This window comes from Chryseobacterium sp. RR2-3-20, from assembly GCF_017808115.1.
Taxonomy (GTDB): Bacteria; Bacteroidota; Bacteroidia; order Flavobacteriales; family Weeksellaceae; genus Chryseobacterium; species Chryseobacterium oryzae.
In genome coordinates, this window is sequence record NZ_JADQBD010000005.1 from 35,352 (window position 1) to 49,531 (window position 14,180).

The 14,180-nt window shown below is 34.2% G+C and carries 15 protein-coding genes; 2 read left to right on the plus strand and 13 right to left on the minus strand.

The annotated features are described in order from the left end of the window. Positions 1-36 precede the first annotated feature (36 nt). The 4 genes from IV513_RS02195 to folK all read right to left on the minus strand — a co-directional run bounded on the left by IV513_RS02195 (position 37) and on the right by folK (position 5,067). Complete coding sequence (locus IV513_RS02195) at positions 37-1,938, minus strand: ATP-dependent DNA helicase RecQ (protein WP_209388882.1); 1,902 nt, start codon at positions 1,936-1,938, stop codon at positions 37-39. Positions 1,939-2,018: 80 nt separating this feature from the next. Beyond that, a complete protein-coding gene (locus IV513_RS02200) occupies positions 2,019-3,476 on the minus strand; it encodes an OmpA family protein (RefSeq protein ID WP_209388883.1) in 1,458 nt (485 codons plus the stop codon). Positions 3,477-3,520: 44 nt separating this feature from the next. Further along, positions 3,521-4,630 (minus strand): OmpA family protein, encoded by a 1,110-nt coding sequence (locus tag IV513_RS02205; RefSeq protein ID WP_209388884.1) that lies wholly within the window; start codon positions 4,628-4,630, stop codon positions 3,521-3,523. Between the two features lie 23 nt (positions 4,631-4,653). Next, entirely contained in the window at positions 4,654-5,067 is a 414-nt protein-coding gene (gene folK, locus IV513_RS02210; RefSeq protein WP_209388885.1) for a 2-amino-4-hydroxy-6-hydroxymethyldihydropteridine diphosphokinase, read from the minus strand. Positions 5,068-5,085: 18 nt separating this feature from the next. Here folK and sppA point away from each other — a divergent pair, with 18 nt between their 5' ends. After that, positions 5,086-6,840, plus strand: coding sequence for a signal peptide peptidase SppA (gene sppA, locus IV513_RS02215; protein WP_209388886.1), 1,755 nt, complete (start codon positions 5,086-5,088; stop codon positions 6,838-6,840). A gap of 55 nt (positions 6,841-6,895) precedes the next feature. Here sppA and IV513_RS02220 read toward each other — a convergent pair whose 3' ends face one another. The 6 genes from IV513_RS02220 to lnt all read right to left on the minus strand — a co-directional run bounded on the left by IV513_RS02220 (position 6,896) and on the right by lnt (position 10,773). Next, positions 6,896-7,147, minus strand: a complete 252-nt coding sequence (locus tag IV513_RS02220; protein WP_209388887.1) for a GlsB/YeaQ/YmgE family stress response membrane protein — start codon at positions 7,145-7,147, stop codon at positions 6,896-6,898. A 50-nt stretch (positions 7,148-7,197) separates the two neighbouring features. Next, a complete protein-coding gene (gene ftsY, locus IV513_RS02225) occupies positions 7,198-8,151 on the minus strand; it encodes a signal recognition particle-docking protein FtsY (protein WP_209388888.1) in 954 nt (317 codons plus the stop codon). Positions 8,152-8,336: 185 nt separating this feature from the next. Further along, positions 8,337-8,489 carry a DUF4295 family protein gene (locus IV513_RS02230; RefSeq protein ID WP_209388889.1) on the minus strand — a complete coding sequence of 51 codons (153 nt, stop codon included), beginning with the start codon at positions 8,487-8,489 and terminating at the stop codon, positions 8,337-8,339. A 20-nt stretch (positions 8,490-8,509) separates the two neighbouring features. Further along, the gene (gene rpmG / locus IV513_RS02235; RefSeq protein WP_027379950.1) at positions 8,510-8,692 is read right to left on the minus strand and encodes a 50S ribosomal protein L33; all 183 of its coding nucleotides are present in this window, start codon (positions 8,690-8,692) and stop codon (positions 8,510-8,512) included. 3 nt (positions 8,693-8,695) lie between these two features. Beyond that, a complete protein-coding gene (gene rpmB, locus IV513_RS02240) occupies positions 8,696-8,938 on the minus strand; it encodes a 50S ribosomal protein L28 (protein ID WP_209388890.1) in 243 nt (80 codons plus the stop codon). A gap of 194 nt (positions 8,939-9,132) precedes the next feature. Beyond that, positions 9,133-10,773, minus strand: coding sequence for an apolipoprotein N-acyltransferase (gene lnt, locus IV513_RS02245; protein ID WP_209388891.1), 1,641 nt, complete (start codon positions 10,771-10,773; stop codon positions 9,133-9,135). 55 nt (positions 10,774-10,828) lie between these two features. Between lnt and IV513_RS02250 the strand changes: the two genes are divergently transcribed. Further along, entirely contained in the window at positions 10,829-11,254 is a 426-nt protein-coding gene (locus tag IV513_RS02250; protein WP_209388892.1) for a VanZ family protein, read from the plus strand. Positions 11,255-11,267: 13 nt separating this feature from the next. Here the strand turns inward: IV513_RS02250 and IV513_RS02255 are convergent, their stop codons facing one another. From IV513_RS02255 to IV513_RS02265, 3 genes are all read right to left on the minus strand, one after another. Next, positions 11,268-13,127: a CocE/NonD family hydrolase gene (locus IV513_RS02255; RefSeq protein ID WP_209388893.1), complete on the minus strand. Its 1,860-nt coding sequence runs from the start codon at positions 13,125-13,127 to the stop codon at positions 11,268-11,270. 112 nt (positions 13,128-13,239) lie between these two features. Beyond that, complete coding sequence (locus IV513_RS02260; protein ID WP_209388894.1) at positions 13,240-13,659, minus strand: SH3 domain-containing protein; 420 nt, start codon at positions 13,657-13,659, stop codon at positions 13,240-13,242. A 6-nt stretch (positions 13,660-13,665) separates the two neighbouring features. Continuing rightward, positions 13,666-14,148 (minus strand): BON domain-containing protein, encoded by a 483-nt coding sequence (locus tag IV513_RS02265; RefSeq protein ID WP_209388895.1) that lies wholly within the window; start codon positions 14,146-14,148, stop codon positions 13,666-13,668. Positions 14,149-14,180: the final 32 nt, after the last annotated feature.

Below are 14,180 nucleotides of genomic sequence, written 5' to 3' on the forward strand. Positions count from 1 at the left end.
TATGATGCGAATTTCTGCGAATCGTTGATAAATAAATTAAGTTAAAGAATAAGTTCTGAAATTCAGCATTTTTACTTTTCCAGAATCTAAAAGATAAATAAGGTGTTCTAATATTTTTTCTTTTGCCTGAAATTGAAGCTGAACAGAAATTTCTTCAATAGTCGATGCTTTTTTACTTAAAACTTTTACAATATCGTCAGAAATATCTTTACCGAATAGCGTTCGTTTATTTTTCTCACAAACAGTACATTGTCCGCAGTTTTTTGTGTTTTTTTCTCCAAAATAAGATAAAATAAGCTTCATTTTGCAATATTGGCTGTCTTCTACAAAAAATTTCATCTCTTCCCATTTTTGTATCTTATTTTTTTGGATGTGTTCAAAAAGTTTCCAGTAAATTCCGCTATTGGCTCTTTCGTCCCTCGGTTTTAGAAATTTTACGCTTGCCAATGCCCCATCAATATATTCAAGATAGTTTTTCTGCTGCATTTCCTTTAATCTTTCTTTGAGCAAAGGGACGCTTACTCCAATTTTATTGCTCACATTCTGTTCGCTGAACATCACTTTATGGGTTGTAATGCCAGAAATGGAGCGCAAAAGTAATTCTATAAAATAAGCATCTTTTGCAGGGAGCTGATCTATTTCCTCTGCATTCATCAGAAGTTCTACAGAGGAAAGACTTTTGTTGTTATTGTAAAAAATAATTTCCTGTGTATGAAGAAAATTCAAAACATTTTTAATTTTTGCTGTAGAAAGTTTTGTAAAATTCTGTATTCCTGAAGTGTTGAGCTGAAATACCTTCTCCGGAAGTTCAAATTCAGCAACTTGAAATTTAGAATATAAATAGCTTATAATTTTTAAAAATTCTGCTTTGTTGGGAATCTGATTTTTTAAAATCTGATCGAAATTGCTTATTTCCTGCTTATTCCAAAGCATAAAAGCAAAACTTTTTTTTCCGTCTCTTCCTGCTCGTCCAATTTCCTGATAGTAGTTCTCTATAGATTGTGAGGGCGAAAAATGAATGACAAAGCGGACATTATCTTTATCAATCCCCATTCCGAATGCATTGGTGGAAATTAAAATATTTTTATCGCTATTGTTCCAGAAATTTTGTTTTTCGTGTTTTTCTTTTGTTGTAAGACCGGCATGATAGAAATCTACATTCTGCATCTTATTCCGATGAAGATATTCTGTAAGCAATTCTGCTTCTTTTCTCGTTCTCACGTATATAATTCCGGATTCTTTGGCGTACTGCAGAATATGGAAAACTTTGAGGTATTTGTCTGATATTTCTTCAGAGAAAATTTTAATGTTATCTCTTCTAAAGCTTTTCTGGAAAACAACAGGTTTTTGGAGATCCAGTTTATTTTTTATCTCTTCCAAAACTTTTGCCGTTGCCGTTGCCGTTAAGGCTAAACAAGGAATTTCAGGATTATTTTTTCTGAAATCTTTGATGTTTTGATAGCTTGGTCTGAAATCTTGCCCCCATTCTGAAATACAATGTGCTTCATCTACTGCAATAAATGAAAGTTCTATTTCTGCAATATTTTGTAAAAACTGTTTATTGGTAATTCTTTCCGGAGAAATGTACAGTAGTTTAGTTAGTCCGTCTTTGCATCGGTTATAGATTACTTCAGCATCAAATTCGTCCAATTCTGAGCTAAGATATTCAGCTTCAATTCCTCTAAATTTTAACTGGTTTACCTGATCTTTCATTAACGCAAGTAAGGGCGAGATAATTAGGCAGGTTCCCTGCTGTAAAAGTGCAGGTAATTGATAGCAGAGAGATTTTCCCGCTCCGGTTGGCAATAAGACTAAAGTGTCTTTTCTCTGAATGATTGAATCTATAATTTGTTCCTGACTTTCACGAAAATAATCGTAACCCCAAAAGTGTTTTAGGGTTTTATTTTTTAGTTCATTAAAATCCTGAGAAAAAATCATAAGGTAAATGTAAGAAAAGTATTTAAACAAAAAAAGCCACGCATTACGTGACTTTTTATATGAATAAAATAATTTTAAAATTATTTAGCTTCGAAATAAACCCTTCTATTTGCTCTGTTTTTCCATTCAGGGCATTTAGTTGCTGGATCACATTCTGGGTATTTTAGGTCTTTTTTACCTCTACCTACAGCATTTAATTTGGATGCATTTACTCCGTTGCTGATTAAGTAATTTTTAACACTGTTCGCTCTTCTTTCAGAAAGTTTCTGGTTGTACTCTTCAGATGCTCTTGTATCTGTTGCACCGATAACTGTATAAGAACCGTTAGAAGAATTAATATAGCTTACAGCATTATTAAGAATAGGAGTATTGTTTGGTAAAATTCTGTCAGAATTCAAATCAAATTCAATTCCTTCAAGATTCATTTCATTAACAACAACTGGTCCTGTAGCAGGTGGTGCAGTAGGAGTAAGTGGACATCCTTGGTTTTCTACCGGTCCTGGAACTGTTACACATTTGTCGTAAAGGTCTATTACACCATCTAAATCTGTATCCAGAGCAACCCCTGCACCATCTACTCTTGCACCAGCAGGAGTGTCAAGTTGTCTGTCCCAATCATCGCAAACTCCGTCGTTATCAGCATCTCCTTTTTTACAAACTTCGATATCCTGATTTTTATTAGCTAACACATCAATTTTGTAATATAATTCTTGAAGAGGATCATGCCACATTAAATGAGATTCGTGTTTTCCCAATTTTAAAGACATCCCAACTGTTGCATTGAAGAAATTATCAGAAACTTGTTCTTCACGCTGATTAATTGCGCTATACTGTGCACCTCCACCATCAAATTCATCATCACCCGTATAAACGTACATTAATCTAGTTTCCAGATCAATTCTTCTGTTAACTTTAAATTTAAGACCTGCACCTGCCTGAGCAAACAGAGATCCAAATTTAAAAGGTTTTACTTCGGTCATCAATCTTTGTCCATTAGCATCTTTCTGATAAGCTCTGTAAGCTAAAGTTCCTACACCTGCATAACCGTGAATTGCCCATCTGTTAGTCGACTTATTATCAACCCTTCTTAAAAGATTTGATAAGTTAATATCTCCCAATAAAGATATTGCATCATATTGTGTTCTTGCTCCAACTAAGCTTAAATCTGCAGGAGCAGCATCTTTTGTATTAAACCAACCTTGTCTTGTTTCTCCTCTGTCATATTGTAAATTGATGCCGAAAGCATGAGTAATTGCCTTATCAATACTTACATAAGCAGAATATCCGAATAAGTTTTTTCCGTTACCATTTTTAATAGACGTTAAATCTGCAGATTGCATCAATGGTACTCCCACACCAGCAGAGATCGACCAATCGTTGAATCTTTTAGATTTTTGCGTAAATGGTGAAACATTTGCAGAACCTGAAGAAAATGTATTAGGATATTGATCGGAAGATGTTGTATCTTTTAAGTCTTGTGCAAAGCCTACTGTAGGAACAGCTAATGCTAATGCAACTATTGCTAAACTTAATTTCATAGTGTATTTTATTTAGTTATATTAATTGGTTTTAGGGTGATGTATTATTTAATAGGACATCCATTATTTTCTGGAGAACCAGGAACTGTTACACATTTGTCGTAAAGATCTATAACGCCGTCAAGATCCATATCCAGAGCAACACCTGCACCATCTACTCTTGCTCCTGCAGGAGTATCGAGCTGTCTGTCCCAATCATCACAAACACCATCATTGTCTTTATCACCTGATTCGCAAACAACAAACTCCTGTGTTTTGTTTTCTAAAACGTTTGTTTTATAATAAACTTCTTGTAAAGGATCGTGCCAAGCAAGGTGAGAAATATGTTTTCCTAATTTAAAAGATACTCCTAAATTTACTGTTAACATGTTATCGGATCTTTTATCGTTAATCATGTTATATTTAGAATTGGAACTTTTTGGATCGTAATCATGAGGACCTGCATATCCGCCGCCATCAAATTCATCGTCACCGCTTATAATATACATTGCTCTCGCTTCTATGTCAATAAGTTGAGAAACTTTAAATTTCAGTCCGGTTCCGAATTGATAATAAAGTGAATTGATATCTAGCTTTTGATCAATGAATAAAGGAACTCTTCTAGGGTTAGTACTCCATCTGAATTCATCATTATCATGTAACGAAGTATTAAAATTTTGAAATCCTAATCCTCCATAAGCATGAAGTGCCCATCTGTAAGGAGAATGATTGTCTACTCTTCTTAAAAGATTTGAAAGATTTAAGTCTCCCATTACAGCTATTTGGTTGTATTTAGTTTTGGCAACACCAACACCTGCCAATTGCCCACGAAGACCATCCTGCATTCCTTTTTGGTTGGTTTCTCCTCTTTGATATACTATGCTAACTCCGAAAGTATGAGAAATTTGTTTGTCAATACTTACATAAGTGTTATATCCCCAGTTGATCTTCCTATCATAAAAGGATGTAAGATCCGCATTAGTCATAAAGGCACCTCCACCACCTACAGAAATAGCCCAGTCATTAAATTTTCTTGCCTTATTATCAAATCTTTTAATATCTGCAGATCCTGAAGAAAAGGTATTAGGGAACTCATTAGTAGAATTTACGGCGATACTGTCCTGTGCATATGTTGCAATAGGTAGAGCGGCCAATAATAATAAACCTAATTTCATACAATATGTTTTATTTGTTGTTTTTAAATAATATCTTTTAATAGAATTTTAGAAAATTCTCGTTCATTAAGATGTCTCGTGTGAGGGATTGTTAATCTTTCTGATGAGAATTTCAATTCATTAAACTTCACTATATCAATGTCAATAATCCTGTCAGTGTAAACTTTTGAAATTGTTGAGTCATTTATTCTACCCATGGTAACTTCAATTCTTTTCACATAATCAAGCAGTTGAACAGGTGATAAGTGAGTCTGTATTATCGTTGCAATATTACAAAAAATATTAGAACTGGCAAACTCTACGGGCTCTGATAATAGATATTCACTTTTTCTTAAAATAGTACATTTCTGTTCTAATGCTTCAAGGGCTTTATCTATATTATATTTTGTATCCCCAATATTACTTCCGAGTAACAAAACCACTGTATGTTGCGACATATTGAAAAATGATTGTTTATGAAGGGTTTCTTTAAAAATGTATTAGCAAATATAGTGGCTATTGTCATACTATGCTTCGTATTTTTCTTCTTTTTTATCATAATGATTGCTTTCGGATCTATGAGTAGCAGCGAATCTGTAAGCGTGAAGAAAAATTCTGTATTAACCATTAATCTTAAAACGGATATTATAGATAGTCCTACCGAAGAAAAACAGGATATCTTCAATATTAAAAATAAAAACACAAACATTCTTATTTACGATGCAATAGAGGCTATTCATAAGGCAAAATCTGATGATAATATTAAAGGAATTAGTATTGAGGTAGATCATCTGAATGCAGGAATTACCCATATTGATGACTTACGTTCAGCAATAGAGGATTTTAAAAAGAGTGGGAAGTTTGTATATGCTTATGGGAACGGAGTTTCTCAGGCATCGTATTATTTGGGTTCAGTTGCCGATCAATATTATTTGAATCCTTCGGGAGGTATTGAGCTTAAAGGTCTTGCTACCGAAGTTACTTTCTTTAAAAATTTTGCTGAAAAATACGGAATCGGAATCGAAGTTATCCGTCATGGGAAATATAAAGCAGCGGTAGAGCCATTCCTCAGAAATGAAATTTCTCCCGAAAATAAAGAGCAGTTAAGCACTTTACTTAATGATATTTGGGCAAATACTTCATCGAAAATTGCGGCTTCAAGAAAAATGAGCTCGGAGGATTTTAAAACAGCAGTAGATAGTTTGTATGGTATGATCCCAGATTTAACCTTGAAATATAAACTGGCAGATAAGCTTATTCAGAAGACGGAATATGATGATATTATCAGAAAAAAACTTAACCTTTCAGAAAAAGATAAACTCAATAAAATATCTTTACACAAATATGTGGATTCTTTTAAAGATAAAGATTCTGATAGCGAAAAAATTGCAGTTTTATATGCTTCGGGTTCTATAAACAACGGAGATGAGTATAACGAGATTTATTCCGAGAAATATGTTAAGTATATTAAAGAACTTCAGGATGATAAAAATATTAAAGCTGTTGTACTGAGAATTAATTCTCCAGGCGGAAGTGCCAATGCATCAGACGAAATATTATTTGAACTTCAGCAGCTGAAGAAAAAGAAACCTCTCATTGTTTCTTTTGGAGATTATGCGGCTTCCGGCGGTTATTATATAGCGATGGCAGCAGATAAAATTTATTCTGAACCTAATACTCTTACTGGTTCTGTCGGTGTTTTCGGAGTTCTTCCATATTTTAAAGATATTGCCAATAAAAACGGTATTCGCTCAGATATTGTTGCTACAAATGCCAATTCTGCATTTTATTCATCACTTCAAGGTCTTACTCCTTATGGTGTAAATATGATGACTAAAAGTGTGGAAGGTACATATAAAAGATTTGTATATTTTGTTACTCAAAACAGGAAAAAAACTTTTGAACAGATAGATAATGTCGGCGGAGGTAGAGTATGGAGCGGAACAAGTGCTAAGAATATTGGTCTGGTAGATGAATTGGGAACCTTGCAGGATGCTGTAAAATTCGCAGCTCAAAAAGCTAATTTAAAGTCTTATAGTGTAGATTCTTATCCTAAAGCATTGAATGCTTTCGAAAAGTTTTTCGGAAATATGGATGAAGATGAAATTTCTGCAAGAGTGATTAAGAATAAAATAGGGAAAGCGAATTATGAAATTCTGGAACAGCTTACCGATGAAAAACTGAAATCTGAAGTAAAAATGGAAATGCCTTACAAAGTAAGTATTAAGTAAAATAAAACCCGGTTTGAATTTCAAACCGGGTTTTATATAAGTGATTGAAACTAATCTATTTTTTTGTCACCATTCTGTAAATTGCTAAAAGCAAAACAGAACCTCCAATTGCAATAAGGAAGCTAGAAAAATTAAATCCTGTTACATCCACACCGAATATCAGAGATCCTAGCCATCCTCCAATCATTGCACCTAAAATACCAATGATGATGGTTACAAGCCATCCTCCCGGATCTTTACCTGGGTGTAAAGCTTTTGCAATTGCTCCTGCGATAAGTCCGAAAATTATCCATGTTAAAATTCCCATAGTTTAAAATTTAATGTTAATAAGTTGGTTTATTCTATTCTAAGAAGAAATTATCTCTTCTTGAAGAACGAATCTACAAACTCTGTACCATTAAAAAGTTGAAGGTCCTGCATTTTTTCTCCAACTCCAATATATTTTACAGGAACTTGAAACTGATCTGAAATTCCAATTACAACACCGCCTTTCGCTGTTCCGTCTAGTTTGGTAACGGCCAAAGCATTTACTTCGGTGGCTGCAGTAAATTGTTTTGCTTGTTCAAAGGCGTTTTGACCAGTTGAGCCATCCAAAACTAAAAGGATTTCGTGTGGAGCGTCCGGAATTACTTTCTGCATTACTCTTTTAATCTTAGAAAGTTCATTCATTAAATTAATTTTGTTATGAAGTCTTCCTGCCGTATCAATAATAACAACATCAGCATTTTGTGCTACCGCACTTTGAACGGTGTCAAAAGCAACCGAAGCAGGATCCGAACCCATATCCTGTTTTACAATAGGAACGCCAACTCTTTCACTCCAAATTACAAGCTGATCCACAGCGGCGGCTCTGAAGGTATCTGCGGCTCCTAAAACTACTTTTTTACCTTCAGACTTAAACTGATGAGCCAGCTTTCCGATAGTTGTGGTTTTTCCTACACCGTTTACGCCGACAACCATAATAACGTATGGTTTTTTACTTGTATCAATGTTTCCGCTTCCTGCATGAGGGTTTTCCAAAAGAAGCCCGGAGATTTCTTCACGTAGAATTTGGTCTAATTCGTTTACGCCGACATATTTGTCTCTTGCAACACGTTCTTCAATTCTCTCAATGATTTTAATGGTCGTAGAAGCGCCAACGTCTGAAGCAATAAGTATCTCTTCCAGATTATCCAGAACCTCGTCATCTACTTTGCTTTTGCCGACTACGGCTTTAGTCATTTTTTCAAAGAAACCCTGATTAGATTTTTCCAGACCTTTATCTAAAGTTTCTTTTTCTTCTTTTTTGAAAATATTTTTAAACCAACTCATTGTATGAATTATGGAATTTTAATTAATGATGGAAGCTGGGCGTAGGAAGTTGGATGTTAAAACCATAATGTCTTATTTTGTAAACATCCAGCATCCAACATCTGACTTCCAGCTCAGAAAGCAAAGATAACAAAAAAACTACCCAAAATATGAGTAGTTTTTTGTATTGTAAATAAAGTTGTGAATTATTTTTTCAAATAACCGTCAACTTCGTCTGCATTCATTACTTTTTCTTCGAAAACGTAAGCATCAGATTTTGATGACTTCACCATTTTCACCACTTTAGTCATTTTTTTAGACTGTCCGCTTTGTAGGGTTGCTACTACTTTCTTTGCCATGGTAAATTATATTTTATAAATTACTTGATTTCTTTGTGTACAGTTACTTTCTTAAGAACAGGATTGTATTTTTTCAATTCCAATCTCTCTGTAGTGTTCTTTTTATTTTTTGTAGAAATGTATCTAGACATTCCTGGCATTCCGCTTTCTTTATGCTCTGTGCATTCTAGAATTACTTGAACTCTGTTTCCTTTTTTTGCCATGATTTAGTTTTTTTTAATCAATCCGTTTCTAGTAGCTCTTTCGATAGCTTCCTCGATTCCAATCTTGTTAATTACTCTCAATCCGTGAGCAGAAACTCTTAGTGTTACGTGCTTATCTTGCTCTGGAAGGTAAAATTTCTTCTCTAATAAGTTAATTTCAAAACGACGCTTCGTTTTGTTATTAGCGTGAGAAACGTTGTTACCAACCATTGCACGCTTTCCTGTTATCTGGCAAATTCTTGACATATCTCGATGTTCTTATTTGTATAATATTTGAGGTTGCAAAATAACGAAGAAAATTTTAGATAGACAAGTTTTGTATATAATTTTTTGCAATAAATATTTAATTTTTACGCTTCTTTGCCAAAATATTTTTCTGTGAAGCCTTTATTGTTGGTGTTTTGAGCATTTATATATACATTTCTCTTCCAAAAATTATTCTAGTTTTTCTTTTTCTGAGTTTTAGCCTGAAACCATTTAATTAAAAAATAGAACAAGAGAAAACCAAGAGAAAACATAGAAATTCTCGAGAGAAAATCTCCCGATCTTACATAAAATGTTTCGCCATCGTAAAGATTTATTTTAGCAAACAAAGCTGTTTTATCTCCATAAAATGTATCTTCCAAAATTTCTCCTTTCGCATTAATGTGTGCAGAAATTCCGCTGTTTGCCGATCTTGCAATTTCTCTTCGGGTTTCTATAGCTCTTAGTTTTGCGTAAGAAAGAAGCTGCTTGTGTCCTTCCGTAACTCCCCACCAAGAGTCATTCGTCATAATTGCGAGGAAATTAGCCCCTTTTTTTACATATTCAGTGGTGAATTCTCCATAAATACTTTCGTAGCAGATAATGGGAGCTAATTTTCCTTTGTTAAAAGGGTTTGAAAAAGCAGTCCGCTCTTTATCTGTACCTAACGAAGCTACAGTACCACCTAAATTAAGCATTGCATCGCCTAAAAGAGGTTTCAAAACGTTCATATAAGGGAAAATTTCTACTCCGGGAACAAGTTTTCCTTTATGATAAACTGCTACTTTGTGATTCGGAATGATTTGCACTGCAGAATTATAGCTTTCCACCCACATCCTGTCATTGATGGCATAAGCGTCTTTTGGCAAATTATTTTTGTCTAAAAAATAACGGTGCGAAGAAATTCCTGTTGCGAAAACCGAACCGGGGTGTTTCGTGAGAAAGCTTTTTACATTATTTAAAAGTTCACTTTTCTCAAAGGCAGTTTCAGAAATAGATCCGCGTCCGGGAATGGCTGTTTCGGGAGCAATATAATAATCAATCTTTCCTTTTGAGTTGTTTTCTGCCAAAGCTAGAAGCTCTTTTAGGATTGTAATGCTGTCTTTGGAGTATTTTTCACCATAAGGATTAAGATCCGGCTGCAGCATGAGTACATTAACTTCTCCTATCGATTTCTCATTAAATTGATTGTATTTTACCAAAGAAATAATCATTGGAAAACCTATAAGAAGAACGATAATTAAACTGTTGATTATTAAACTTTTTCTTTTTCTTCCGGCTTCCCAAATTCTTACCGTATAAAAAATTAAAACATTAATTAGTAATATCCAAAAGCTTCCTCCTGTTGCTCCTAAAGTATCGTACCATTGTATAATTTTAGGATAATCTGAGAAAACATTACCCAAATTCAGCCAAGGCCAAGTTAGCTCCCAGTTCAGATGGAATTTTTCAAAACTCATCCATATTGCCACAAAAAAAGCCAAACCCCAATATGTTCCCTGAGCGTTTTTATACCAATGATAACACTGGAAAACCAAAGAATACAAAAGTGAGTTTATTAAAACTGGAAATAAAACCGCTAATAAAGAATGACTTCCGTCCGGATTTTTGGATCCATATAACCAACCTGTGGTTACGATATTCCAAATAATGAAACATAAATAAGAAAGTCCGAAAACCATCCAGCTTTTTCTTTTATATTGTGAAAATTTAGAAATTCCGTGTTCCATCATCAAAAGAGGAACTAAGGCGAAAAATATAAAAAAAGGAACTCCGTAAGTTGGCCAGGAAACCGAAAGCAACATCGCAGAAATCAGCGTAAGCAATAAGTATTTCATCTAAAGATTTTAATACACAAATTTACTACTTTTGAAATGAATATTTTTGCAGTTGATGTTAAAGAAAATTTATAAACTATTAATCATTCCGTACACCCTTTTTCTCTTGTATCTAATGTTTTTAGGAATGGGGAGAAGTCAGTATAGCGATAATGTAATAAGAGTACAGCCTATCTTTGCAACATTGGGTTTTATAAAAAATACAATTCGTTGGTGGGATAGTATGAGAATCGTGCTTGGGAACATCATCATGTTCATGCCTTTTGGGTTTTTAGGTTGGATTTTTCCTAAGTTAAATGATCTGAAAAGCAATATTTTTACTTTCATTTCGGCAATAACCATCGTAGAGGCTTTGCAATATTTTACAAGATTGGGAATTTTTGAAGTTGATGATATTATCCTTAATACATTTGGCGTTTTTCTCGGATTTTTATTAAAACAAGTAGCCGAAAAAAGATTCTTGAATTGGGTTTCTTACTAATATACTTTTAAAATTATTTTAAAACATCTGCTTCAATGGCGCTGTCTTCAAAAATTTTTATAAAAGCTTTGGTGTAATCTTCCTTTGTGGCAGAGTTTGGGTTGTCTAAAAACTTTTGCGGATTGACACTGAAAAGAGGAAACCAAGTTGAACTTATCTGAATCTGTATTTTGTGCCCTTTCTTAAAAGTATGAACCACATCCTGCAACCTAAAATCGACTGCCGTTTTTTGGTTGGGAACTAAAGCTTCAGCTTTTTCACGGGAATTTCTGAATCTTGCAGGCATAATCTCACTTCTTACCATCTGATGGTAATTTCCGTAAATAACGCCTTCTTTCTTTTCTGTAGGCTTGAAATCTTCAGGATAAACATCAATTATTTTTACCGCAAAATCTGCATCTGTTGATGTAGACGCAATATTTAGCTTCGCCAAAATTTCTCCGGCAAAAGTAAGGTCATCATTAAGAATATCTGTCGTAAAAGTAAGAACATCCGGTCTTCCAACTGCAAACCGCTGATCTTCTGACATATAATTTCTTGGCGTAAATCCATTAAAATCTTTTAAGTTTTCCGAACTTAAAACTGGGTTTTCCGGATCGCTGTAATATTCTGAAAAGCCATTTTCGGGAGTGTTTTTTAATGTTTTTTCAGATAAATAAAATCTGATTTTTTGGGATTCTTTTGGAGGATAAACCGAAAATTCACGCCATTCTTTAGAACCTGTATCATACATTAAAGCTTCAGGTAAACCGGCATCTTTCGTGCTGTTACCTTTAAGATAATGGTTGAAGAATTTTCGCTCAATATTTTTTTGATAATATGTTGCAATGCTATCTCCGAAGTATATCTGATTGTGAAAATGCTTTCCTTCTTCTCTAGACCAGCCTCCGTGAGAGAAAGGACTCATTACGATTGTGTTTTTTGCCTTTGGACTCGTCTTTTCTATGGTTTTATAAATGTTTAAAGGTCCGGAAAGATCCTCTGCATCAAACCAGCCTCCAACAGTCATTACGGCATGCTTAATGTCTTTAAGATGAGGTAAAAGACTTCTTTTTTGCCAATATTCATCATAATTGGGATGGTTCATTATTTCGGTCATGAAAAAGTTGTTTTTATAATATTTTTCATAACCATCTTTTAAAGTACCCATTTCTCTGTAGAATTTCAATCCGTCTTCAGAAGTTGTTTTAATCATAGAATCGGTATACCATGCTTTAGTTTCCGGCTTTGTTTTCTGAACACCAAATACAGGAAATGTTTTGAAGTATCCGAGCATAAATTTTCCATTATGAAGAAAATCATCATTCCAGAAATCTGAAATAGGAGCCTGTGGAGAAGAAGCTACCAATGCCGGATGCTGAGAAAGAGTTCCTACAGCAGTATAAAAACCCGGGTAAGAAGTACCATATTGCCCAACTTTACCATTGTTGTCTTTAATGTTCTTTAAAAGATATTCTATAGTATCATAAGTGTCTGTACTTTCGTCTACATCTTTTTTTGTTTTATGATTTACCTGAGGAGTCATATTGGTAAAAGTTCCCTCACTCATATACCTTCCTCTTACATCCTGAAAAACAAAAATATATTTGTCATTCATAAGGTATTTATTGGGGCCTATACTTTTTCGGTATTCATTTTCACCATAAGGAGCAATACTGTAGCAGGTTCTCTGCATTAAAAAAGGATATTTATTTTTTCTTGAAATATCTTTTGGGATGTAAACTGCCGTAAACAATTTTATTCCGTCCCGCATTGTGATATAAAATTCTTTCTTTGTAAAGTTATCTTTTACGAAGCTGTCTTTCGAATTGTCCGACTGCGATTTTCCAAAAAAGAAAAACAAAGTAAATAGCAAAGAAAAGTATATTTTCATTGGAAAAATTTGATGCTAATTTATTGATAAAATATGGCATTCTGAAACGCAGTCACAAAAAAAGCACCCTTCATAAAAAGGATGCTCTATGTTCTGAAATATTGTCTTATTATTAAGCTCTCAAATATCTTGAATAAGCATAACCTTCTTCTCCATCGGCAGTTTTAATTTTCCACCAGTCATCAGAAGTTTGCTCTACCAAAGTTACGGTCTCTCCTTTAGCTGCTTTTCCAACGACAGCAGCATCTGTAGAAGGCTCTTGTCTGATGTTCAGATTAGATTCTTCAGTAGCAACAGTTAAGCTAGCTCCTGCAGCCAAACCTGTAACTTGTACATCGATATTGATGTCTGTAGCAGAATAAGTAGAATCAATAGCTCCTAAAGCATTCCATACTGCATCTTTAGTAGCTGTATTGGCTGCACCTCCGGAGATATAAAGAATTCCGTCTTGTTCCTGAACCTGAAGATTGGTAACACCTGCAGACTGAGCCGCAGAAACTACGCTTGAATATTTATCTTGTAATGTACTCATAACTCCTTATTTTACAACTAAATTATTGTTATACTTTCCGATTTTTAAAGCATCAACAGATTCTTTGATTTTTCTTGCCTGTACAGAAGAAACATTTCCTGTTAAAGTTAATTCTCCGTTCACAACTTCCACTTTTACAGATGGGAAATCTTTTACAGCATCCTGTACTTTTTGCTGAATAGCAGGATCAACAGCAGAAGTAGTCTGTACTGGTGCAGTTGCAGCCTCTACTTTAGCCATATCATGAACATCTTTTACGCCTTTAATTTCTTTTAATGCTTTAATGGCAGCATCTTTCTCTTCCTGAGAAGCGAATGTTCCGCCAAGATGTGCAACACCTTCTTTTACTTCAACAGTTACTCCCGGATTAGAAGTTACTACTGTTGTTGCCTGAGTCTGAAGATCGGCATCAGAAACTTTCTTTTTACACGAAATAGATCCAAACGATACTGCCAAAGCTAGAGCAGAAATAGCGATTGTTTTTTTCATAATTGATTGTTTTAATGTTTTAATTACAACCA